The sequence below is a fragment of the Streptomyces sp. NPDC057743 genome, assembly GCF_042798755.1.
In the GTDB taxonomy this organism is placed as follows: Bacteria; Actinomycetota; Actinomycetes; order Streptomycetales; family Streptomycetaceae; genus Streptomyces.
The window spans coordinates 197,971-219,784 of record NZ_JBHVJX010000014.1 but is presented as its reverse complement, the minus strand read 5'-3'; the positions used below and the strand labels follow the sequence as shown (position 1 = coordinate 219,784).

The window sequence follows — 21,814 nt, the reverse complement described above, 5'->3', positions numbered from 1 at the left end:
GGCCGTCCGTACGGGGCTGTGGCGCGCTCGCGGGGCGTCAGCGTACCGTCCGATCGGGGCACTGCCCCACCCACCCCTTGACTTGACGCCTAACAGTAGGATCAACGCCTGCGTCGGGCCAAGGACTTGGCTCGGGGGACCGTCGAATCCAACGGGGGCGGTCCGAGACTGCGAGATGCATGAAGGACTGATGCCTCGGTGAGCGTTGTCATCGTCAAGCGCCCGCCCCGCGCGCTTCCACCTGAAGTCCCCTCGGAGGAGGTGGTACTTGAGGCACCTCCGGAACTCCCCCGACAGGGAGAGCCGGAGAGTCTGCTGATGACCTTCATGCCCATGATGGGCATGGCGTCTTCGGCGGGCTTCCTGTTCATGGGGAAACAGCCGTTCATGATGGTCATGGGCGGCTTCATGGTTGCTGCCACGCTGTCGATGGCGATCATGCAGATCGTCAAGTCCCGCCAGGGGCCTTCCGGACAGATGCTCCAGGAGCGCCAGGACTACCTCAAGTACCTTGCGCAGAAGCGGAAAGAGGTGCGCCGCACCGCGCGCAGGCAGCGGGACGCGCAGCTGTTCACCCATCCCGACCCGAGCCAGTTGTGGTCCGTGGTCGCCGAGGGCAAGCGGGTGTGGGAGCGCCGGGTGAACGACCCGGACTTCGCCCAAGTGCGCCTGGGATTGGGGCCGCAGCAGCTCGGCACGCCGCTGCGCGCACCGGAGACCGCGCCGGTCGATGAGCTGGAGCCGCTGACCGCGCACGCGATGAAGGAGTTCCTCGACAAGCACGGCCATCTGGAGAACCTCCCGTTGGCGGTGTCGCTGCGCGCCTTCTACCACCTGACCGTCTCAGGTGACCCGGACACCGTCTACGGCGCCTCCCGCGCCATCATCGCCCAGTTGTGCACCCTGCACTCGCCCGAGGACCTGGTGGTGGCCGTCGTTGCCGCGCCGGGTGCGCAGGCCGAGTGGGAGTGGACGAAGTGGCTGCCGCAGGTCCAGGACAAGACCACCGACGGCGCCGGCACCCGCCGGCTGGTGGTCTCGGACCTCGGTGAGATCGAGGAGTTGCTGGCGGACGAGCTGGAGGGCCGCGGGCGGTTCAACCCGCAGGGCCAGCCGGTGACCGACACCCCGCACGTCGTCATCGTGCTGGACGGCGGCGACGTCCCGATGGACTCGGTGATCGCCGGGGCCGAGGGCCTCCAGGGCGTCACCATCCTGGAGATCGTGCCGGGCGACCTCGACGAGATCCGCGGCGGCCTGGCCGTGCAGGTGTGGCCGGAGAAGCTGGTGCTGGAGTCCGCGAGCGGCGCGGTCTACCACGGCGTGTGCGACACCCTGTCGATCGCCGAAGCGGAGGCGCTGGCCCGGCAGTTGGCCCCCCTGCGGGCCGGTGCGGGGGCGGACGGCGAGGAACCGCTGCTGTCCGCACTGGACTTCACCGACCTGCTCAACATCGGCGACGCCGGCACGCTGGACGTCTCGCGCACCTGGCGTCCCCGGACGCTGGCCGAGCGGCTGCGGGTGCCGATCGGTGTCGACCGCGACGGCCAGCCGGTCATGCTGGACATCAAGGAAGCCTCGCAGCAGGGCATGGGTCCGCACGGCCTGTGTGTCGGCGCGACCGGTTCCGGTAAGTCCGAGGTGCTGCGCACCCTGGTGCTCGCGCTCGCGGTCACGCACTCCTCGGAGACCCTGAACTTCATCCTCGCCGACTTCAAGGGTGGCGCCACCTTCACGGGCATGGCGGACATGCCGCACGTCGCGGCGGTCATCACCAACCTCGGCGAGGACGTCACCCTGATCGACCGCATGCGCGACTCGATCACCGGTGAACTCCAGCGCCGTCAGGAGCTGCTGCGCTCGGCGGGCAACTACGCCAACATCACCGACTACGAGAAGGCGCGGGCCGCCGGCGCCCCGCTGGACCCGCTGCCGTCGCTGGTGATGATCATCGACGAGTTCTCCGAACTCCTCGCCGCCAAGCCCGACTTCATCGAGATGTTCATCCAGATCGGCCGCATCGGCCGGTCCATGGGTGTGCACATGCTGCTCGCCTCGCAGCGTCTGGAAGAGGGCAAGCTGCGCGGTCTGGACACCTTCCTCTCCTACCGCCTGGGTCTGCGCACCTTCTCGGCCGCCGAGTCGCGCACCGCGATCGGTGTGCCGGACGCCTACCACCTGCCGAACGTCCCCGGCTCCGGCATCCTGAAGTACGACACCGAGACGATGGTCCAGTTCAAGGCCGCCTACGTCTCCGGCACGTACCGGGGGCCGAACGGCGGCGGGCGCGCCGGCGGTGGCGGTGGCGGGTCGAACCGGCTGCCGGTGCCGTTCACCGCGGCCCCGGTCATCGAGCAGATCATCGAGGACCCGACCCCGATCGAGCCGGACCCCAACGAGGTCGACGACGCGCTGGCCGACACCGTCCTGGACGTCATGGTCCAGCGGATGCAGGGGCAGGGCCCGCCGGCCCACCAGGTGTGGCTGCCGCCGCTGGAGGAGCCGCCCACGGTCAACCAGTTGCTGCCGGCCCTGGCCGTCACCCCCGAACGGGGCGTGCACGCACCGGAGTACACCGCGCTGGGCAAGCTGGTGGTGCCGGTCGCGCTGGTGGACAAGCCGTTCGAGCAGCGGCGTGACGTGATGTACCTGGACTTCTCCGCCGGTGCCGGTCACGGCCTGGTCGTCGGTGGTCCGCAGTCCGGCAAGTCGACCCTGATCCGGTCCACGATCGCCGGGTTCGCGCTCACCCACACCCCGGCCGAAGTGCAGTTCTACTGCCTGGACTTCGGCGGCGGCGGCATGCTGAGCATGGAGGGCCTGGCGCACGTCGGCGGGGTCGCCTCGCGACTGGACGCGGAGAAGGTCCGCCGCACAGTCGCCGAGGTCACCGGCATCCTCAACGAGCGCGAGGAGTTCTTCCGCTCCAACAACATCGACTCCATCGCGACCTACCGCCAGCGGCGGGCCGCGGGCGCCTTCCCCGACCAGAAGTGGGGCGACGTCTTCCTCATCATCGATGGTTGGGGCACGTTCAAGACCGACTACGAGCAGCTCGACCCGGTGATCCTGGACATCGCCGGCCGGGGTCTCGGCTTCGGTGTCCACCTGGTCATCGGCGCCTCCCGCTACACCGAGGTCCGTCCCGCCCTGCGCGACCAGCTCCTCAACCGCGTCGAGCTGCGCCTGGGTGACCCGATGGAGTCGGAGTTCGACCGCAAGCGCGCGGAGAACGTCCCGATGGGCAAGCCGGGCCGCGGTCTCTCCCCGGACAAGCTGGACTTCCTGGCCGCGCTGCCGCGCCTGGACGGCATGCAGGACCCGGAGACCCTCAGCGACGGCGTCGCCAACCTGGTGCAGACGGTCAACGAGCACTGGCAGGGCGAGCACGCCCCCAAGGTGCGGATGCTGCCGACCATGCTGCACGCCTCCGACCTGCCCCGGGGCGGCGACTACCCGGAGCACGGCATCGCGATCGGCGTCGACGAGACCACGCTGTCCCCGGCGTTCATCGACTTCGAGACCGACCCGCTGCTGGTCATCTACGGCGAGAGCGAGTCCGGCAAGTCCTCGCTGCTGCGCCTGCTGACCAAGCAGATCGCGGAGCGGTACGCGTCCGACAAGGCGCTGATGGTGGTCTCCGACTACCGGCGCGCGCTGCTCGGCGAGCTCCCCGACTCGCACGTGTACAAGTACTGTGCCGCGGGGCCGCAGTTGCAGGAGGTCATCTCCGGGCTGGCCGGTTCGCTGGGCCGGCGGATGCCGGGCCCGGACGTCACGCCGGAGCAGCTGCGCAACCGCAGCTGGTACGACCTGCCGGACGCGTTCGTGATCGTCGACGACTACGACCTGGTGGCGACCAGCAGCGGCAACCCGCTGCAACCGCTGCTGGAGTACCTGCCGTTCGCCCGTGACCTGGGTCTGCGCCTGATCCTGGCGCGCAGCTCCTCGGGTGCCGGCCGGTCCTCGTTCGAGCCGGTCATGCAGCGCTCCAAGGAGCTCGGCGCGCAGGGCCTGATCCTGTCCGCCGACCCGGCCGAGGGCCCGCTGATGGGCAACGTCAAGGGTCAGCAACTGACGCCGGGACGAGGCATGTTCATCACGCGCAAGCGCGGTGCGCAGCTGGTCCAGACGGGCTTCCTGCCGTTGAGCGGGCAGTGACCGGGGGCCGGTAGACCGGTATAGCCGGTCGTCGTGACCGGTGGCCTGTGGCCCGTATGACGGCGGTGGGGCGCCCCTCTTGGGAGGGGCGCCCCACCGGTGTTTTGTACGCGGGTGACTTGTGCGCGGGTGTGTGGTGCCTGTGTGTGCGGTGTCTGTGTGCGGTGTCTTATGTGCGGTGTCCGTGTGTACCGCTTCGGGTCAGCCGAAGGCGCCGTGTTGGGTGACGTCGGGGCCGGGGGCCTTGTCGGCGCTCTGCTCCCCGACCTTGTCGGTGGCCGGGGTCTGCTTCTCCTCGGCCGGCTTCTCCCCGGCCTTCTCCCCCGCCTTCTGCTGCGGCGCGGTGGCCTTCGTCTCCTGCTGCTCCGCGTCGCGCTGCGCCTCGGCCGGGTTCGTGCGAACGCCCTTGGCCAGGCCCTCGCCGCCGCGCGTCGCGGCCTCGCCGTCCCGGGGCGTCCCGAACGGGTCGGGCCCGTGGGCGGCCGAGGACGACTCCCACTGGTGCCGCAGCTGCGGCGCCTGGCTCTGACCGCCCCCGCCGCCGCCCCGACCGCGCTTGCCGAGCGCGCCGCCGAGCCCGTTGGCGAGCTGACCCAACGCCATGAAGCCGTAGGCGACTTGGGGGCCGGACGACTGGCCGCCGCCCTGCTGCGCGGCGCCCGTGGCGGCGGCGTCGTGGCTGTCGTCGGCGCCGCCGGTGTGGTGGGTGGCGGCCGCGCTGTCCAGGTCGGCCGCGGCCAGTTCGAAGGCCGGCAGGGAGTCGTCGACGGACCGCTTGAGCTGGTGCCACTCGGCGGCGAACGCCTCACCGGCCGGGCCGTGCCAGTCGGCCGCGGCGGCGGTGCCGACGTGCCGGTCGAGGTCGCGGACCAGCCCGTCCAGGTGCTTGCCCATGTCCCGCCAGCCGGCCGCCGCCTCGTGCAGCGCGTGGGGATTGCGTCGTGGTTCGGTCACTTGACGCTCCGCATCATCTCGACCAGCTCGTCCTCGGCCGCCTGCGCGTTGGCGGCGGTCTCCTTGATGTCGCTGCCAACCTCGGCCAGCCGCTGCTGGAGCTGCGCCAGCGCGCGCTCGGCCTCCTCGAACAGCTCGCGGTGCGGCCGGGCCTCCTCGTCGCTGCCGAAACCGTCGCGCAGCGCCTCCGCGTCCGCGCGCCGTCTGAATGCGTCCAGTTGCCGGCTCAGTTCTTCCGCACGGATCTCAAAGGTCGTACCGAGCTTGTGCAACGCCTCGGTACTGAGCCGGACTTCATCGGACATCATTTCTCCCCGAATTGAATGACAGCGACCTGCTGAACATCGCCTCAGGTCTAGCACACCCGCAATACCCGTGAAGCCCCGCGCGGAACGGATTCCGGGCGCGCGCGAAGCGACCCCGGAGCAATATGCGGCAATAGCGACAACCCTGCCTTGACGACCCGTTCACATCCGTCATTACACTCGGGACGCCGGTACAGCACGCGCGGTTGCTGTGCCACCACGTACAAGGGGGCAGTGATGAGCAATGAGCGGCAGATCCAGGACGAGGATCTGATGGATGTCGCCCATGACCAGGAGCAGGCGCACCGGCTGCGGAAGGCGCTGAAGGTGCTCGCGGAGAACCCCAATGTGGGTGGCAAGCTCCAGGAGATGGCCAAGGAGGTGCTCTCGGGCCGGATGGGCATGAAGGAGGCCATCGAGACGCCCGGTTACATGGACGCGCTGGGCGACCGGATGAGCCAGATCCGGCGGGCGGCCGAGAACCAGACGGCGGAGGAGCGGGAGGCGTCCCACGCCAAGTTCGTCGAGTGGCAGAAGAAGCAGGAAGAGGAGGAGGACCGCGAGCGCGCCGAGCGCGACGGCCCCAGCCTCAACCTCGTCACCGGCCCGCGCCGGGGTGCCACCGGCCGCGGCCACCGCTGAGGCCCGCGGGCGACCAGGACGATCCGCCCCCGTCGGGCCGGCGCGCGAGGCGACCGGCGCGGTGGGGGCGGACGGTTTTCCGCCGTGATCACCAACGCCCTGATCATCAAACACCGTGATCACCAATCGCCGTGATCACCCGCTCTGCCCGCAATCACTCTGTCCGCAATCATCCGGATTTCGCGCCCAGTTCGGGGGCGAGGTTCGGCATACGACGTGACGTTCGGCATCCCGCACCTGAGAGGTGCGTCAAATCCCCGCTGGGGGATCACGTTCCGAATAGCGCCTCATAGCGCGTCGGCAAACGCTCCGGCGCGCAAACGCACGACACCGCCGCCGGCGCCGCGACCGTCCGGAATTTGCAAATCGGGAATAGCGGAACCAAGAGGACTTAAAGGTGGTTCAGCAGGGTCAACGGGATCAAGAGGCGTAAGGCGGTTAGGGCGAGTATCGCTCCCGTCCCCCGACTCGGCTCCACTCCACTCCCACCCGCTCCACCGGCAACACCCCACTCCACACCGGTTTCTGCCCCACCCGCCGGCCCGGATTCTGTCCCGGTTCCGGAACAGCCACCCCTCGGCCGTCCCACCCACCCGACCCGGATCATAGGATCTAGCCAGTACACGCACGGATCCACGGAAGTGGAAGGCGGGATCAATGGGGGACGAGCCAGTCATGAACTCCTCGGCCGAAGCTGCCGGCAAGACGGACCACTACGTGCCCCACCCGTTCATCGGCGGCCGCACCGCGGTCCTCCGCGCGCTCGCCGCCTGGCGCATGCGGTGGCCGGGCGCCCCGCGCGTCGTCGTGCTCACCGGCAATCCGGGCAGCGGGCGTTCCCGCCTGGTCCTGGGCTTCCTGATGATGTGCGACCCGGACTACCGCAAGCAGCTCCCGCTGGACGACATGGACCCGGCGACGGTCCCACCGGACCTCCCGGCCCCGGCGGTGCCCGACCCGCGGGGCCGCACGGCCGCGCAGACGCTGTGGCTCCTCGCCGACCATTTCGGCCTGGCGGCCGGCCGCGCGGCGGACGTCTTCCCCGAACTCGCCGCCCGCGAGGAGCCGTTGACGGTCGTCGTACCGGACGTGGACCTCGCCGGCCCGGTGCGCGCCGCCGACGAGCCGACGCGCCTGGTGCGCGAGGTCCTCGCCCCGCTCGCCGCGACCCCGACGGTCCACCTGCTCGCCGACGTCCCCCGCGAACTCGCCGCCGAGCTGGCCGGTGCGCTGCCGTCCGGTCAGGTGCAGGTGATCGACCTCGACGAGCCCGAGTGGGCCGACCCCGAGGGCCTGGTCCTGCACGCCGAGACCGCGCTCACGCCGGAGGCGGGCGCCCCCGAGCTGCCGTTCACCACCGACCCGGCCGCCCGTAGGGAGCTGGCCCGGGCGTTGGCCCAACGGGCGAACGGCAGCCGGCTCACCCTCCATCTGGCCACGCGCGCACTGTTCACCCACTCCGAGGGTTTCGACTCCGAGGGTTTCGACCCGACCGACCCTGCCGACCTGGCCCAACTGCCCGGCAGCGTCGGCGAGGTGCTCGATCTGCACGCCCGCCGCCTCGGCTCCGACGGGTCGACGCTCCGGCAGATGCTGGCCCCCCTCGCGTTCGCCGAGGGCGACGGGCTTCCGGTCCACCTGTGGCACCCGTTGGCGAACGCCGTCACGGGGCGCGACATGGGCCAGGTGCTCGCCGAGGGGATGCTGCTCGCCGCCCCGTTCGTGGAGCCGGTGGAACACCCGGCGGACGCGGACTCGGATGTGGACGCGGGCGCGGACTCTGATGCGGGCGCGGGCGCGGACTCTGATGCGGGCGCGGACTTCGCTCCCGCCGCCGCCCCGACCCGCACGCTGATCCGCCTGACGCACCCGGCCCTCGCCGCCGAGATCCGCTCCGGCATCCCCGACCCCCGGGGCGCCCAGACCAGGATCGCCATGGCGCTACTGGAGGCGGTCCCCCAGCAGGACTGGTCCCGGGCCGACCCCTACGTCCGCGACCACCTGGCCGCGCACACCCTCGACGCCGGGCTGCTCCCCCAACTCCTCACCGACCCGGGCCTGTTCACCTATGCCGACCCGGTAACGCTGCGCACCGCCATGGAGGCCGTGCCGCTCGACCAACTGGGCGCGCCGGCCCGCACCTACCTGCGCACCGCGCCGCTGTTCACCCGCTCCGAGGCCCCGGCCGAGATGCGGGCCGCGCTGCTGGAGACCGCGTTCGTCGAGGACGACCTGCCGGCGTACGCCGAGGCGCTGCACGGCCTGAACCTGGCCCTGCCGTGGCGCACCCTGTGGAGCCTGCCGATCCAGGGCGTCGCCTCGGTGACGACCGGCTACCTCCCGCCCCAGGAGCCGACGACGCCCGACGAGGCCCAACCGAACGCCCCCCGTCCCGTCGCCGCGCTGATCGTCCCCGCCGGTACCCCGGGCTCCCGCCCGCTGCCGACCCCGACGACACCTCCGGCCCCGGAGGACGCACCGGCCCCGACCGACACTCCGGCCCCGGCGGACGCCTCGGAAGCACCAGACGCATCCGTCCCCTCCGACACCACCACTACCGCCCCCGTCGCCCTCCTCCTCCACGATCTGCTCCGCCCCGGCTACGTCGAGGCCGACCCCGCCCAGGTGTTGGGCCCGTCGGAGGAGCAGCGGGCGGCGGCCCGGTACGGCATCAGTCGCGGTGCCGACTACCTGCGGGTGTGGTCCAGGGACGGCGGCGAGGTGGTCACCGCGCTGCTCTCCGACTCCCCGTTCCAGGACGCCGACCTCTCGTCGGAGGGCATCCTGCTCGCGGCCACGGCCCGCGGCGTGACGGCCCGCCAACTCCTCGCCCCGGCCCCCACCTCCCCCTCAACAGAGGCCCCAGAGGCCACAGAAGCAACCGGGTCCACCGGAACCACCGAGGCTTCCCCCATTCCCGCCCAACCCACCGCGTCCCCCGACGCCGCCGCTGCCACCGGCAGCGCCCACGGCCCCGAAGGAGACCCCTCGTGAACACCCAGGCACCGGCCGACGCCGCCGCCCAGCCGCCGGTCACCGGGCCCGGCAACACCGCCGTGGCGACCTACGTCGACCCGTCCACCGGCGAGGAGAGCAGCCTCGCCAAGGTCTCCCGGCCCGGCCTGCCGCCCGCCGAGTACCAACTCCACGACGAGCTACGGCGGTTGGGCGTCGACGGGGCCTCGGTCCGCGCGGTCCACACCGACCTGCGCCCGACGATGCTGCCCGGCGGTTACACCGGCGACTTCGTCCTACGGGCCTTCCCCAACGCCGCGTTCTCCTGCACCGCGGAGTACGGCATCCGCCCCGAGGAGCGCGCCGCGGGCATCGCCGACCTGCTCGGGCACATCCAGACCATGCACCAGCTCGCCGGCCGCCCGGCGCCGCCCGCGCCGCACCGCGCGCCCGTCCCGCAGGCCGTCGCCCCCGCGCCGCCGCTGTCCCCCGCGGACCTCGGCGCGCACCTGGCCGAGGTCTTCGGCCCCGACGGCATCCGCCGCCCCGACGCCGAGGCGCTGGCCGCCACCACGCTCCCCGAGGACACCCAGACCACCCTCACCGAGGCCGGCCTCCCCACCCGCGTCCCCTACTTCTTCACCGCGGACGCCCCCGAAACCCCGCCGGCCGGCGGCCTGTTCACCGACGTCGCCACCCACCTCCGGGAATCCGGCACCGACGCCCGACCGGAAACCCTCGACATCCTCACCGGATACGTCCGCCTCGGCACCGACGGCCTCTACACCCTCGCCGTCCAGTGCACCGCCCCGGAAGACGACCCGAGCCAGCTCGGCACCGTCTGGGCGATCCAACCCGGCACCGGCGGCGCCCGCTTCGTCAACCGCTCCCTCGCCGCCTACCTCCGCTCCCTCGCCCTCCTCGTCACCACCCGCCAACAACTCCCGCCCCTCGACCCCTACGCCTCAGGCGCCACCCTCGCCACCTTCCAGGAACACCTCATCTCCCTGGACACCTGGTCCCTAGACAACCCCGACAACTGGTGGTCCCTGGTGACCGAGCAGATGTGGCACGGGGTGTTCTGACTGCCCTGCGCCGACGCAGTTTGCTCAAGCCGGCGCGGGTCGAGACGACCCGCGCCGGCTTGAGGACTGGCCCCCGGGGGAGGAAGGGCCCTACCCCTCCTTCTGCATCTGTTCGGTGAAGGTCTTCGACAGCTTGCTCAGCGTGGCGTCGACGGCGTCCCGCTTGCCGCTCCCGAGGTAGTCCACCGTGCCGACGAAGGAGCCCTCGCGGAGCACGACCCCCTGGTCGTCCTGGCTCGCCCCCTTGGCGCCCACGAACGCCACGCTCTCGGACCCGAACGTCTCGCCGTTCAGGATCCGGTACTTGGACGAGTGGCTCTCGATGTAGGTCTTCCACTTCCGGAAGGCCTTCTTGGCCGCGGTGTCATTGTGGTAGAGGACCGCGTCGAAGACAGCCCGCTTGCTCCGGTCACCGTTCCCGTACGCGACATGGCCGTCCGCCACGGCGCTCGTGCACCAGCCCGAGGGCCGGTCCGCGGTGGATCTGCACTTCTTGGCAGGCACCGTGCTGGACGGCTTGTTGGTGAGGTTCCTGAGCTCCGTCGGCATGCTCCCACTCGGCGGCAGGACGCTCTCGGCCGTCTGCTTCGCGCTCGTCCCGCACCCCGCCAGGGCGAAGGACATGGCAAGTACCACGGCTCCGAACCCCTGCGCCTTCTGACGCCCACCGAACCACACAGCAACTCCTCGGATCTCGACACACCGGTTTCACTTGTATCAGGAGGGGATGACACCGCCGCGGCCGTCCGTGGTTCCGCTCCCTGTGCGCCCGGGCATTCGGGGGCAGTTCTCCCCGCCCACATCCGTACCCCGGCTCAAGCCTCTTAGGGCAGCAGCAACCAGTCCGCCGCCAAGGCCGCGGTCAGCCCGATGCCCAGCAGCCAACTCCCCAGTCGGGTACGCCCGTTACGCGCGAGTTCGATGACGACGCCGCAGAGTATGAGCGCCGCCCCGTACACCCCGACGACCAATACCGACCCGCGGGACGCCAACCGCAGCACGAGCAACACCGCCATCGCGGCCATCATCACCGAGGCCAACGCGACCCGTAGGACGCGCGCTTGACGGGGCGTCAGTTCACTTCGGCGCCCGCCTTCGCCCTCCGCCTCGCACCCGCCCTCCGGGAGTGCCTGATCGCGCCGATCGGGCTGATCACTGTCGGTCGCGTCGGGTATGTCCATGAACGGAAATGCTACGGGACGCCATGCAGCCCCTTGCTGCGACTTCGCCGCCAAACGTCAGTATCGCCACCGTCCCCGCCCCGGGCGATACGACCGGACGCTCGCATACACCCCGTCCCCACCCCACGCATCAACCTGACGGCGAAGGACGAATGCGTAGAAGCCATGGATGACTGCCACACGGCGCCCCCGTCCGCCACTTCAAGATGCAGAAGCAAAAAATCCGCCCCTTATTCACATATCAGTTGCCCCAACCCAGAATACCGACCCACTGTCACGTTTTCTGACGGGCGTACAGATAGTGTTAAGGTCCACCGAGCGGTAGTGACAACTCGCCTACCATCACTGCGCTTTCAGGGGGACTGATACGAGCATGGGTATGAACAATGACGGCTTTCGCGCTGACCCAGCAGAGCTCAGAAGCGGCGCATCAGACATTCTGAAGTGCTTGGAGCCGGCCAGGGATATCGAGTTTGGCGATCTGAACGACAGCTTTGAGAGCTCGGATCAAGGAGACGTAGTCCTCAGCGGGAAGTTTGAAAAGTTCTGCGATACCTGGGACGTGGCCCACGTGACACTTGAGGACCGCTCGGAGGAAGCCGCGTCGAAGCTCAAGACGCTGGCCCAGAACTACGAGCAGGCGGACGCCTTCGCGGAGGGGCGCTTGGACCCGTTCGGTGTTCGCCAGTAGGGGCGGGGGAAAGACATGGCAGCAGAGCTGGGCGAGACAACGGATCCCAAGCAGCTCATTCCCGGGGACGCGGGGACCTTGGAAGAGGTCGCGGGGGCGCTGAGGAAGCACTCCGGGAAATTCGAGGATGTCGGGAACAGACTGGGCGCCGTCCGCATTCCCGGCTGGTCCGGGAAGGCCAGCAACGAGTTCTGGGACAGCTTCTCCGGCGAGAAAAAACAGTGGCTCTACGCATCCGACGCGATGTCCGACGCGGCTGCGGCAGTCAGCAAGTACGCCACGGCACTCACCACTGCGCAGCAACAGGCCGCAGAGGCAATCGAGCTATGGGCCGCCGGCGCCGAAGCCCCGGCCCAAACGACGTTGCAGAACGCCCGCCAGTACCTGCGGGAGGAGGGTGAAGCTGCCGGTAAGAAGCTGGAGGAGCTGGCCGGCGGAGGTTCCAACGCACCGGACTGGCTGGTGAAGGCGGGCAAAACCGCCGAGCAGCAGAAGGAGTCCGGGAAGTCCACTCGGGAATGGAAGAAGTGGCACGAATCCGATCCGCTGGGCGACCCCCAACGGGATCAGAGGCGGAACAAACACCGAACCTTCGGCCAGCGTCCCGACGAGCGCTCAGGCGGCAAGTCCTGGGAAGCCAAGCTGTGGGAGCGGAAGGGCGATGCGAAGGTATGGGGCGCCGAGGCCAGCGGTGAGACGCAGGTCGGAGACGGAAAGGCGTCCGGAAAGGTCGGCCTCGATCTCCTCGGAGCGGAGGGCTCCATCGGCGGCTCCGTCAAGGACGGCAACCTCGAAGCCAAACTCAGCGGTTCCGCCTACCTTGCCAAGGCATCCGCGGAAGGCAGCTACGAGAACGGCGCCTTTACCGCCAAGGCAGAAGGCTCGGCATTCGCGGGTGCTGAAGCGTCGACAACAGCGTCCGTGGGCAAGAGCGGCGCGCACCTGGGCGCTGAGGCATTCGCAGGTGCCAAGGCGACAGGAAGCGCCCACGCGGACCTCGGCGGTATCGGAGCTGGTGTCAACGGCGAGGCATGGGCTGGAGTCGGCGCCCAGGCCAAGGTGGATGCCGGAATGAAGGACGGCAAGTTCGTCATCGGTGGCTCGGTGGGTGTCGGACTCGGTATCGGTGGCAAGGTCGGCGGACAGATCGAGATCGACCCGGGCAAGGTCGTGGACACGGCCAGCGATGTGGCAGACGCGCTTGGCGACGGCATTGAAGCGGTTGGTGACGGCTTGGAATCGCTCAATCCCTTCGGATGACGTTAGCCTCGAACCTTGCACACTAGGGAGTTGATCCACAATGGCGACCACGCTGCCGGTGAAGATTGAGTTTTCACTGCCGGAGGGCTGGCAGTCGGCGCCCCCCGATGAGGTAGGCGCCCCCGGGGCGGCATTTGTCGCGCTCCACCCTGAGTCGAGGGAGGGGTTTACCGCGAATATCACGATCGCCGGCACGTTGCAGGACGAAACCGACCTGGTGACGATCGCCGAAGAGTCCGTGCAACGACTGCGCGAGGCAGCGACGGTGAATATCGCCGAGCGAAAGCAAGTGGGAAACCCAGCAGCGCCCGCGTTGACGCAAACGCTGCGCATCTCCACCTCGCTGCGCGGGCGGCTCCTGGATTTGATCCAAAGCCAGGTCTACCTGGTCATGCAGGATGTGCACGACCCGACCCAACGGGCGGTGATCGAGATTGCCTTGACGGCCAAGCCGACCCAACTCGATCTGGTCGCGGAGGACTTCAAGGACTTCGTACGGTCTCTTCGCCCGGCGGATCCAGCCGAGGCGTGAAATCTCACGCGGCTTGACCTCATGGGTGAGCCCCTCGCTGACACCGCATAGGCGAGGGGCTCACCCATGAACCATGCGTCACCCGGGTCGGCCTTCAGTGTGCATCGGCAGGCGATCCAAGACGTCACACAGATAGTTCAGCTTCGCTTCGACCTGTTCCACTCGAAGCCTTCCCCTGTACGAGGTCGCGAGGATGTTCTGATCGAGCCGAAGTGGCTCGTGTTGGGCACGAGGGTCGGAGACGAGGAAGTGCGCCAACCCCCCGGACAGGACCTGCCGCGCAAACTCCTCGTCGTGACCGATGACACGAAACGCCTCGTCGAATTCCGGGTCGCCCAGCTTCACCACTTTGCTACCACCGAACAAACGGACCTCCGTAGTATCCAGTGGACGGCGCCGCTTGATCGTCGTGTAAGGCACTGCCATCGGCAGTTCCAGCTCGAACGTCGCATTAATCAATGTCGAGTTCGGACCGTCCGCATTGACTGAGCGGTGACGCCGTTCGAAGCAGCGGAAGGAGCGCCCACGGAACGTGCCGGTTATGAAGTCATGCGCATCGGAGTCATACACCTTCACCTCTTCTGCTGCTTTCCCAGTGAAGTAACGCCCGTTCTTACTCTTCGCGGAATCCGCGTAGCGCCATCCTCGCTGCTTCGCGAACCGGACAAGTTCCTTCAACTGCTCCTTGTTTCGCCCCTCTTTCCTGCTCTTCCACCAACTCCAGCCAACGAGGCCAAAGATGATGGCCCCGAACAGGTACGCGCCAAGTTCAATGAGTACTGCCCATACACCATCGATCACGCTGCACGAGTATGGCGCATTGCAGAACGCGATGCACCACCCGGAGAACCGCCTCTGCGGTTACCTTGCGCAAGCCCCGAAGACTCTGCTGGCGAACTTGACGGCCTCACACAACTGGGCACAGCCCTGGGCGACTTGGTCTGACAGCACCAGGCCAAGTCGCCCAGCGGGTGGAGGAGCAGACGGCTGGGCCGCGGCTTCGACAGTGAACGCCGTTGACGCCACCGCTCCTTATCCTGGACCGTGTATCCGGACGCTGGCACACAACTTGCCCACCTCACACCCACACATCGGCCACGCCAGCCACCCTCATCATCCCAAAACTAACTGATTTCACGAGTATCCACTAAAGCCCCAGACCAGCCCAATTCGCCAAAAAACCAGCGCCGTTACCCCTCGCCCCAGGGCCGACGGCGACCGCATCGGTCGCCTTGACATGCCTCCACACGGATCGCCTAATGTGAGACCGTTAGGCGTGACGAGCAGGGTGCGGAGTGCACCTGAAACACGGGGGCGATGATGGCCGGCCAGGAATTTGACGTAGATCCGGACGTCCTGCGGACGCAGGGAAACGCTTTTGTCCAGATCGGCAACGATTTCACCAAGGCGTCGAAGAAACTTCAGGACGACCTGAAGGCCATGGAAAGCCCTTGGAAGGATTGCGACTTCGGCGATCTCTTCGACACGATCTACGTCCCCGTCCGGGACGGCATGTTCACGTCGATGGACTCCCTCGGTGAGCGCCTCCAAGGCATCGGCCACAACCTCGACACCATGGCCCGTTCGTACACCGAGTCCGATGAGCAGGGCATCCACACCATCAGCGCGGCCGGCCGCCCGCAGATCTGACGCACCCCCGCCTCCACTCTCTCCATCCCAGTAACAATCGACTACCACCGCGCGGGGGACAAACACCGTGGCATTGACACTGCCAAGCGAGGTCAGTTGGGTGCTGAACCTCCTCGGCTACGACTGGCCGGGCGCCGACGAGGACAAGCTCCACGAATGCGCCCAGATCTGGCGCAACTTCGCCGAATCGGTAAACCAGACCCAAGAGCAGGGCTCGCTGGCAGCCAATCAGGTCGTCTCCGCCAACTCCGGTGACGCCATTGAAGGCTTCACCAAGGAATGGGGCGCATTCGGTGGTGGCGGCGCCGGCGGCAGCTCCGGGGACCACTATCTCCGTGACGCCGCGGAGGCCGCCGGGATCATCGCCGACGCGTTCGACGCGGCGGCCATCGCCGTGGTCGCCGGCAAGATCGCGGTCATCGTCCAACTCGTCATGCTGGCCGCCGAAATCATCGCGGCACAGGCCGCCGCTCCCTTCACTTTCGGGACGTCCGAAATCGCCGCCGCCGGCGCCACCCAGGCGACCCGCCTGATCGTTCGTCAGATCCTCGACAAGATCAAGCGCGAGGTCATGCAGGCGGCGACCAAGGCCATGGAACACGCCACCATGGACGCCATCAAGAAGTTGGCGAAGAAGGCGGTCTCCAAGGAGGCCCGCAAGGTCGTCACCGACTACGCCAAGAAGCAGGTCAAGGAAACGGTCAAGGACACCGTCAAGGAAAAGGTCGTCGACGCGGCCAAGGAGAAGGCCAAAGAAGCCGGCAAGGAGATGGGCCAGAACATCGCCCAGCAGACCATCGAAACCCACTTCGGTGAACGCGATGGCATCAAGCTGGACGAAACCGCCGACATCGCAAAGGACAAGGCCGGCGAATACGTCAAGGGCGTCAAGGAGGGTGCGGACGATCTCACCAACCCCAAGACGTATACCGATCACGCCCGGAAGGACCTCACCGACCGCGGCCTGAACGAGACCCAGAAGCAGGTCGACGCCCGGACCGGCGGTGCCGCCACCCGTCACCAGGGAGCCACCGACGCCGTCAAGGAAAAGGTCAAGGGCAGCGTCGAAGACGTCTTCGGCTGAGCCCCCGCCACTCCCGCAGAGCCGCTGCATCCCGACCGCCCTGGCCGGTGACGCAGCGGTTCTGTCGTCGTTTCGGGCCAACTCCGCCTGGATCGGGGCGACTTCTCTCGCGTCACTCAGTCCCCCCCGGCCGCGCCGACCTCGACGAGAGGCCCCCGCCCAGCCGGTCTCCGCGGGCGACGCGGAATCAGAGTGCACCGCCCACCCTGGACGCCTCAGGCACAGCGCGAAATCCCGCCCCTGGATTCTCAGCGGAAGCCCCCTACTTCCTCCCCTCCCCCAGTGTTAAGCAGGAGCAGGTGGCGGCCCCTGCGCCTGGCGCCAGCCCCGTCGTGCCGGAGGACTCCCGCCTCGCGCTGATGGCGCCGCCCACCGGGCCCTCACAGCCCGGCAACCCTTTCGGCTGACCGCCCCCTCGGATGGCACGGTCGGCGCGGGCAGTCATGCGCCCGGGCCGGCGGACTTCCTCAGTCCACCGTCCTCCTCGGCCCCTTCAGTGCCCGGCCGCACCCACCGCAGCGACGTACTCCGCCCACACGGTCTTCCCCGGGCCACCCGGCCGCGGAAGAACGCCCCAGCGGTCCGCGAGGCTCCCGACGATCAGCAGCCCGCGACCGCTCTCCGCGAGCACACCGCGCTCCTCCACCCCGGCCTCGCCCTCTCCGCCCGAGCCGACGACGGGCAGCCGCTCGCTTCGGGTGTCGGACACCTCGACGCGGAAGCGGACGGCGCCGCCAGCGCGGGTCACCGTCAGGCACAGCGCGAAGTCCCGTCCCGGGACGTGGCCGTGCCGTACGGCGTTGGCGGTGAGTTCTCCGACGAGGGCGGTCACGGCCTCGTTGATCTCGCCGTCGTAGGGATACCCCCACTCGTCGAGCCGGTGCGACGTCAGACGGCGGGCCAACCGGGCGCCGCGCGGTGTGGAGGTGAAGCGCATCGCGAACTCGCCCACCCCGGCGTGGGTTTCGCGGATTCGGGAAGATACCCCGGAAGAGCGGACTGTGCTGTTCATGGGCCCAACCCTCCCGTCACGGACCTACCTTTGACGAGGAGTGATGCGCTGACCACGGTGCGTTGTACGTACCGGGAGGCGCGGGTACGCGGCGGGAGTCAGCCCCGGGAAGGCAACGGACATGGACAACGGCGGCCGGCAGACGGACGACGAGGAACAGGCGGAGCACGAGCCCGAGTCGGGCATCCTGCGGGTGTTCGGACGCCAACTCAAGCGCCTACGGGAATGGGCGGGCATGGAACGCACCGAATTCGGCGCGCGGATGGGCTACTCCCCCTCCACCATCGCCTCCTACGAGCAGGGGCGGCGCATTCCACCGCCCGAGTTCATCGACGAGGCGGACGAGGTGCTGGACGCCCGCGGCGTCCTCGTGGAAATGAAGGAGGAGGTGGCGCGGGCCCGGTATCCGGCGTTCTTTCGGGATGCGGCGCGGTTGGAGAGCCAGGCGGTCGAGTTGCACGTGTACGCGACTCAGGCCGTGCCCGGGCTTTTGCAGACGGAGGAGTACGCGCGGGCGGTGTTCGGAATGATGCGGCCACCCCTGGACGAGGAGATCCTCGAACAGCGCGTGGCAGGACGCCTCGCGCGGCAAGAGATCTTCGTCCGTCGCCCGGCCCCCCTGTTCAGCTTTGTGATCGATGAGTCCGTGCTGCTGCGCCCCATCGGTGGACGGGAGGTACTCCGCGGCCAGTTGGAGCAGATCCTGCTCATCGGCCAGAAGAGCACCGTCGAGATCCAGGTCATGCCGCTGAGCCGAGAAGAGAACTCGGGGTTGGCCGGCCCCTTCACCTTGATCGAGACCAAGGAGGGGCACAGGATCGCGTACGTGGAAGTGCAGAACGTGAGCCGTCTCCGCACAGACCGACGTTCGGTCCGGGCTCTTGAGAACAAGTACGGGATCCTTCGTGCTCAGGCCCTCACGCCCAGCGAATCACTGACCTACATCGAGAAGGTGCTGAAAGCGACATGAACGCCGACATCACTGCGCAAGGCCCGTACCCGTTGTCATGGTTCAAGAGCAGCTACAGCAGCGAAGAAGGCGGTGAATGCATCGAGGTCGCGTCTGGTGCCACCACAGTGCACATCCGCGACTCCAAAGACGTGACGCGGTCGGCGCTGGCCGTGCGGCCCGCCGCCTGGACGGCCTTCGTCAACTCCGCCATAGTTCAGGCAACTTGAGCGAGACAAACGAATTGGGGTCCGCGGCCCAAAGGCCGCGGACCCCAATCCATTTCCGCTACTTCTTGCTTGCGCTAGCTCCGAGCCCTACTGACCGGGCGGCTGCGTGGGCGGACCCTGCGGGTAGGAGCCGGGCGCACCGGGCTGCTGCTGGTACGGCATCTGCTGGTTCGGCATGTAGCCGCCGGGCCCACCAGGACCGCCGAAGCCACCCGGGCCACCGGGGGGCGGACCGTTACGACGGTTCTTCTTGGCCACCAACACCACCACCAGGACGATGGCCAGGATCACGATCACGACGACGGCGATGAGAATGAGGAAGGGGGCGCTCAGCCCCTTGTGGCTCGCGATCTTCACGCCGCCAGTGTCGCCGGCCGCGTTGCTGGGGTCGGAGGACGGGCCGGACGAGCCACCGCTCAGCGCGGGGAACGGGCCGTCCTTGGAGCCGGCGGGAACGTCCTTGGTCAGGGCGCTGAGCGGGTTGATCGAGCCGTAGCCGTAGTGCTGGTCCGGCAGCGAGATGCCTTGCTGGTCGGACGGGAGGCTGGCCGTCTTGATGAGGCGGTTCGCGATCTGGCCGGCAGTCAGGTCCGGGAACTTGGCCCGGAGAAGGGCGGCGGCGCCGGAGACATAGGCGGTGGAGTCAGAAGTACCGTCGGCCAGGCGGTACTTGCCGTGGATGTCCTCCACAGGACTGGCGGACCTGATGTTCACGCCCGGTGCAGTCAGCTTGACGTTGGGGCCGTAGTTGGACTTTTGCCAGATGCGGCCCTGATTGTCCACCGCCCCCACGGTGAGCACTTCTGGAAGCGAACCCGGGTTGCCGAGATTTGCACTTCCTTCGTTGCCTGACGCAGCAACCAAGAGCACGTCATGCTTTCGCGCATAATCGATGGCTGATTTCTCGTCAGGCGTGAAATCACCATCGAAGCCGAAAGACATGTTCACAACTTTTGCACCGTTGTCTACGGCATATCGGAGCGCCTGGGCATATGTCCCCGTACCTCCCCCTATCGGTGCCGCATTAGAGTCAGGAATCCGCATTCCAACAGGAAGAATTTTGGCGTCAGGCGCTAGACCCTTAACGCCATCGTTTCCTCCTGCGCCATGCCCATGCCCAGCGATGAGCGAAGCCATGGCTGTCCCGTGTGCGAGCTTCCCGTCCGGGTGATCGGCTGTTCCTCCGGCGTACAGGTTCTTGCCTGGCAGCACATTTCCCTGAAGGTCGGCGTGGCTTCCGTCCACGGGCTCATCGATGACTGCAACAGTCACCCCCTTGCCCGTCGAGACCTTCCAGATCGACTCAGCGTCGAGCTTTTGCAACGGCCACTGTTCGTTTCTGATTTGGTCTGCCGAAGCAACCGGCGCGGTGCCGAAGAGCAGCGCTCCCGCCACTACCGCGCCGCCCACCGCACGCAGCGTCCGCGTGAAGCTCATGCCATTACACCTTCCTCACAGAACTGGGGCCCGCAGCCCGAGAGCTGCGGGCCCCAAGCATGTCTGCCGATTGCTTGTCCGGCCGTTCCTACTCGATGACCCGGGGAGCCACATTACGCTCCGGCGTCCAGGTCTCCTCGTCCTCCACAAGGTAGTCGGGGCGGTTTCCGTTCTGGCCCTCGCCCTTCCCCTTGCCGCCGTGGGCACCATGGGCGCCGCCCATCATGCCCGCCGGACGCCGTCCGCCGCTGCCGGAGTTGGTACCGGCCGCAGCGCCACCACGGCTACGGTGCAGGCCCGAACCTCCCTGGGCTCCGCCACCGCTGGCCTTGCCGCCGGTCGCGCCGACGATCCCGCCCTTCTGCCGCGCCATAGCGCCGCCGGCGCCGCCAGCCCCGCCGGCACCCTTTCCGGCGCCCTTCCCGGCACCTCCGGCGTGCGCGCCGCCCATGCCTCCCGGCATGCCGGGGCGACCAGTGCCGGTGCCGCCGGGGCCGCTCTTCACACCGCCCGTGCCACCGGGGCCATTCTTCACGCCGCCCGTGCCACCGGGGCCGCCCTTCAGGCCACCCGTGCCACCGGGGCCACCCTTCACGCCTTGCAGGCCGCGAGGAACGCCACCGGGCATACCGCCGCCGGGAATACCCGGCATGCCGCCGCCGGGGCCACCGCCACCGGGCACGTGAAGGTTGCCGCCGCCGGGGCCACCGCCCATACCCGGGCCTGGGCCGCCCGCGTTGGGGATTTTGACCCCAGTGCCACCGTTGAGGCCGTCCAGCCCGGTCTTCACATCGGGCGTGTGGGGCTTCATCGAGCCCAGCCCGCCGCTGATGCCCTGCTGGTCCGGCATCTTGGGCGTCTCGGGCATCTTGGGGGCGGACTTCATGCCACGCGTGGGGATCTTGAGACCACCGCCGCCGGCGCCCCCACCACCGCCCAGGCCACCGCCGGTAGGCATGGGCATGGGCATACCGCCCAGATCCTTCTGATCGGGCTTCTCGCGGTGCTCGTCGTCTCGGAAATCCCCTCCACGCCCCGCCCCCGGCTTCTGCAACCCAGTAGCCCGCGCCCGATAAGCCGTCCCCAAGGTCTCCATCGCCACCGCGGCCTCAAGCCGCTTCTTCTGGTGGCCGGACAAGTTGTCCTTGTTCGCCTCAAGGATGCCGCTGGTGCTGGCGCCCGACTTCAGCGCCTTGTTCAGGTCGTCGTCGTCGATCTGGTCCGACCAGGGCATCTCGCCCCAGACGTCATCGCTCCAGTTCCAACCGTCGTCGACCGGAGTGACCTTGTCGATGGCCTTCTGGAGGTCGTCGGCCGTCGCGCCCATGATCTTCGCCGTATGAACGGCGAACGGCGCGCCGTTCTGGAAGTTCTCGACGATGTCCTGGGCCTTCTTCTGGAAGCGGTTGGCCGCTTCGCCGTGCCAGGACTCCATCACCTTGTTCACCGCGTCGGTGAACCGCTTCTGAATGCCGCCCTTGCCGTCCTCGCCGACCAAGTCGTCGTGCAGGCCCTGCCAGTTGTTCGCCACGTCCCGGACCGTCTGGACGCTGGCACCGTCCAGCATCTTCTTCAGTCCGTCGAGATCGTTCAGATTGAACTTGGTGTAGAACCTGGTGTCCACGTACCGATCCGTGGGCACGCCGCCCGTGTCTCCGCTCACCCCTCGGCCCCCTTCTCCTTCAC

Annotated in this window: 19 protein-coding genes; 11 read left to right on the top strand and 8 right to left on the bottom strand. The window is 68.3% G+C overall.

All coding sequences use genetic code 11. From position 1 onward, the window contains the following. Positions 1–198 precede the first annotated feature (198 nt). A complete protein-coding gene (gene eccCa / locus ACFVFQ_RS18595; protein WP_383416793.1) occupies positions 199–4,161 on the top strand; it encodes a type VII secretion protein EccCa in 3,963 nt (1,320 codons plus the stop codon). 201 nt (positions 4,162–4,362) lie between these two features. Here eccCa and ACFVFQ_RS18590 read toward each other — a convergent pair whose 3' ends face one another. Both ACFVFQ_RS18590 and ACFVFQ_RS18585 read right to left on the bottom strand, forming a co-directional pair. Beyond that, the gene (locus ACFVFQ_RS18590; RefSeq protein ID WP_383416790.1) at positions 4,363–5,115 is read right to left on the bottom strand and encodes a WXG100 family type VII secretion target; all 753 of its coding nucleotides are present in this window, start codon (positions 5,113–5,115) and stop codon (positions 4,363–4,365) included. Then, a complete protein-coding gene (locus tag ACFVFQ_RS18585; protein WP_383416787.1) occupies positions 5,112–5,420 on the bottom strand; it encodes a hypothetical protein in 309 nt (102 codons plus the stop codon). Before ACFVFQ_RS18585 ends, ACFVFQ_RS18590 begins: the two co-directional genes overlap by 4 nt. 237 nt (positions 5,421–5,657) lie before the next feature. Here ACFVFQ_RS18585 and ACFVFQ_RS18580 point away from each other — a divergent pair, with 237 nt between their 5' ends. The 3 genes from ACFVFQ_RS18580 to ACFVFQ_RS18570 all read left to right on the top strand — a co-directional run bounded on the left by ACFVFQ_RS18580 (position 5,658) and on the right by ACFVFQ_RS18570 (position 10,102). Continuing rightward, entirely contained in the window at positions 5,658–6,062 is a 405-nt protein-coding gene (locus ACFVFQ_RS18580) for a hypothetical protein (RefSeq protein WP_383416784.1), read from the top strand. Between the two features lie 657 nt (positions 6,063–6,719). Continuing rightward, positions 6,720–9,056, top strand: coding sequence for an ATP-binding protein (locus ACFVFQ_RS18575; protein ID WP_383416781.1), 2,337 nt, complete (start codon positions 6,720–6,722; stop codon positions 9,054–9,056). Beyond that, the gene (locus tag ACFVFQ_RS18570; RefSeq protein WP_383416778.1) at positions 9,053–10,102 is read left to right on the top strand and encodes an SUKH-4 family immunity protein; all 1,050 of its coding nucleotides are present in this window, start codon (positions 9,053–9,055) and stop codon (positions 10,100–10,102) included. The genes ACFVFQ_RS18575 and ACFVFQ_RS18570 overlap by 4 nt, the downstream gene beginning before the upstream one ends. Before the next feature lie 90 nt (positions 10,103–10,192). On the opposite strand, the gene ACFVFQ_RS18565 is transcribed toward ACFVFQ_RS18570, so the two are convergent. Both ACFVFQ_RS18565 and ACFVFQ_RS18560 read right to left on the bottom strand, forming a co-directional pair. Next, entirely contained in the window at positions 10,193–10,726 is a 534-nt protein-coding gene (locus ACFVFQ_RS18565; protein WP_383416775.1) for a hypothetical protein, read from the bottom strand. Between the two features lie 200 nt (positions 10,727–10,926). After that, positions 10,927–11,283 (bottom strand): hypothetical protein, encoded by a 357-nt coding sequence (locus ACFVFQ_RS18560; protein WP_383416772.1) that lies wholly within the window; start codon positions 11,281–11,283, stop codon positions 10,927–10,929. A 379-nt stretch (positions 11,284–11,662) separates the two neighbouring features. Here ACFVFQ_RS18560 and ACFVFQ_RS18555 point away from each other — a divergent pair, with 379 nt between their 5' ends. Genes ACFVFQ_RS18555 through ACFVFQ_RS18545 form a run of 3 tightly spaced genes read left to right on the top strand, consistent with a single transcriptional unit; the run spans position 11,663 to position 13,766 of the window. Then, on the top strand, positions 11,663–11,974 hold the full coding sequence (locus tag ACFVFQ_RS18555; RefSeq protein WP_383416767.1) for a hypothetical protein: 312 nt from the start codon (positions 11,663–11,665) through the stop codon (positions 11,972–11,974). Between the two features lie 15 nt (positions 11,975–11,989). After that, positions 11,990–13,234, top strand: coding sequence for a putative T7SS-secreted protein (locus ACFVFQ_RS18550; RefSeq protein WP_383416764.1), 1,245 nt, complete (start codon positions 11,990–11,992; stop codon positions 13,232–13,234). A gap of 40 nt (positions 13,235–13,274) precedes the next feature. Beyond that, entirely contained in the window at positions 13,275–13,766 is a 492-nt protein-coding gene (locus tag ACFVFQ_RS18545; protein ID WP_383416761.1) for a hypothetical protein, read from the top strand. A 78-nt stretch (positions 13,767–13,844) separates the two neighbouring features. Here ACFVFQ_RS18545 and ACFVFQ_RS18540 read toward each other — a convergent pair whose 3' ends face one another. After that, positions 13,845–14,567 (bottom strand): hypothetical protein, encoded by a 723-nt coding sequence (locus ACFVFQ_RS18540; RefSeq protein WP_383416758.1) that lies wholly within the window; start codon positions 14,565–14,567, stop codon positions 13,845–13,847. A 519-nt stretch (positions 14,568–15,086) separates the two neighbouring features. Between ACFVFQ_RS18540 and ACFVFQ_RS18535 the strand changes: the two genes are divergently transcribed. Together ACFVFQ_RS18535 and ACFVFQ_RS18530 are read left to right on the top strand one after the other, a co-directional pair. Continuing rightward, a complete protein-coding gene (locus tag ACFVFQ_RS18535; RefSeq protein ID WP_383416755.1) occupies positions 15,087–15,416 on the top strand; it encodes a WXG100 family type VII secretion target in 330 nt (109 codons plus the stop codon). A gap of 67 nt (positions 15,417–15,483) precedes the next feature. Next, complete coding sequence (locus tag ACFVFQ_RS18530) at positions 15,484–16,500, top strand: PE-PGRS family protein (protein ID WP_383416752.1); 1,017 nt, start codon at positions 15,484–15,486, stop codon at positions 16,498–16,500. 493 nt (positions 16,501–16,993) lie between these two features. Here ACFVFQ_RS18530 and ACFVFQ_RS18525 read toward each other — a convergent pair whose 3' ends face one another. After that, positions 16,994–17,512, bottom strand: coding sequence for an ATP-binding protein (locus ACFVFQ_RS18525; protein WP_383416749.1), 519 nt, complete (start codon positions 17,510–17,512; stop codon positions 16,994–16,996). A 121-nt stretch (positions 17,513–17,633) separates the two neighbouring features. On the opposite strand from ACFVFQ_RS18525, the gene ACFVFQ_RS18520 reads away from it, so the two are divergent. Both ACFVFQ_RS18520 and ACFVFQ_RS18515 read left to right on the top strand, forming a co-directional pair. After that, positions 17,634–18,482, top strand: a complete 849-nt coding sequence (locus tag ACFVFQ_RS18520) for a helix-turn-helix domain-containing protein (protein ID WP_383416746.1) — start codon at positions 17,634–17,636, stop codon at positions 18,480–18,482. Next, positions 18,479–18,691, top strand: a complete 213-nt coding sequence (locus ACFVFQ_RS18515; protein ID WP_383416743.1) for a DUF397 domain-containing protein — start codon at positions 18,479–18,481, stop codon at positions 18,689–18,691. Before ACFVFQ_RS18520 ends, ACFVFQ_RS18515 begins: the two co-directional genes overlap by 4 nt. An 87-nt stretch (positions 18,692–18,778) precedes the next feature. On the opposite strand, the gene ACFVFQ_RS18510 is transcribed toward ACFVFQ_RS18515, so the two are convergent. Together ACFVFQ_RS18510 and ACFVFQ_RS18505 are read right to left on the bottom strand one after the other, a co-directional pair. After that, a complete protein-coding gene (locus tag ACFVFQ_RS18510) occupies positions 18,779–20,128 on the bottom strand; it encodes a S8 family serine peptidase (RefSeq protein WP_383416741.1) in 1,350 nt (449 codons plus the stop codon). An 88-nt stretch (positions 20,129–20,216) separates the two neighbouring features. Further along, positions 20,217–21,752: a hypothetical protein gene (locus ACFVFQ_RS18505; RefSeq protein ID WP_383416738.1), complete on the bottom strand. Its 1,536-nt coding sequence runs from the start codon at positions 21,750–21,752 to the stop codon at positions 20,217–20,219. Positions 21,753–21,814 lie beyond the last annotated feature (62 nt).

Excerpts from the sequence above, each read along its gene's own strand:
- ACFVFQ_RS18545 (WP_383416761.1), top strand. The coding sequence starts at position 13,275 with ATGGCGACCACGCTGCCGGTGAAGATTGAGTTTTCACTGCCGGAGGGC.
- ACFVFQ_RS18510 (WP_383416741.1), bottom strand. The coding sequence starts at position 20,128 with ATGAGCTTCACGCGGACGCTGCGTGCGGTGGGCGGCGCGGTAGTGGCG.
- ACFVFQ_RS18550 (WP_383416764.1), top strand. The coding sequence starts at position 11,990 with ATGGCAGCAGAGCTGGGCGAGACAACGGATCCCAAGCAGCTCATTCCC.
- ACFVFQ_RS18560 (WP_383416772.1), bottom strand. The coding sequence starts at position 11,283 with ATGGACATACCCGACGCGACCGACAGTGATCAGCCCGATCGGCGCGAT.
- ACFVFQ_RS18575 (WP_383416781.1), top strand. The coding sequence starts at position 6,720 with ATGGGGGACGAGCCAGTCATGAACTCCTCGGCCGAAGCTGCCGGCAAG.
- ACFVFQ_RS18585 (WP_383416787.1), bottom strand. The coding sequence starts at position 5,420 with ATGTCCGATGAAGTCCGGCTCAGTACCGAGGCGTTGCACAAGCTCGGT.
- ACFVFQ_RS18555 (WP_383416767.1), top strand. The coding sequence starts at position 11,663 with ATGAACAATGACGGCTTTCGCGCTGACCCAGCAGAGCTCAGAAGCGGC.
- ACFVFQ_RS18515 (WP_383416743.1), top strand. The coding sequence starts at position 18,479 with ATGAACGCCGACATCACTGCGCAAGGCCCGTACCCGTTGTCATGGTTC.
- ACFVFQ_RS18580 (WP_383416784.1), top strand. The coding sequence starts at position 5,658 with ATGAGCAATGAGCGGCAGATCCAGGACGAGGATCTGATGGATGTCGCC.
- ACFVFQ_RS18520 (WP_383416746.1), top strand. The coding sequence starts at position 17,634 with ATGGACAACGGCGGCCGGCAGACGGACGACGAGGAACAGGCGGAGCAC.
- ACFVFQ_RS18535 (WP_383416755.1), top strand. The coding sequence starts at position 15,087 with ATGGCCGGCCAGGAATTTGACGTAGATCCGGACGTCCTGCGGACGCAG.
- ACFVFQ_RS18525 (WP_383416749.1), bottom strand. The coding sequence starts at position 17,512 with ATGAACAGCACAGTCCGCTCTTCCGGGGTATCTTCCCGAATCCGCGAA.
- ACFVFQ_RS18565 (WP_383416775.1), bottom strand. The coding sequence starts at position 10,726 with ATGTCCTTCGCCCTGGCGGGGTGCGGGACGAGCGCGAAGCAGACGGCC.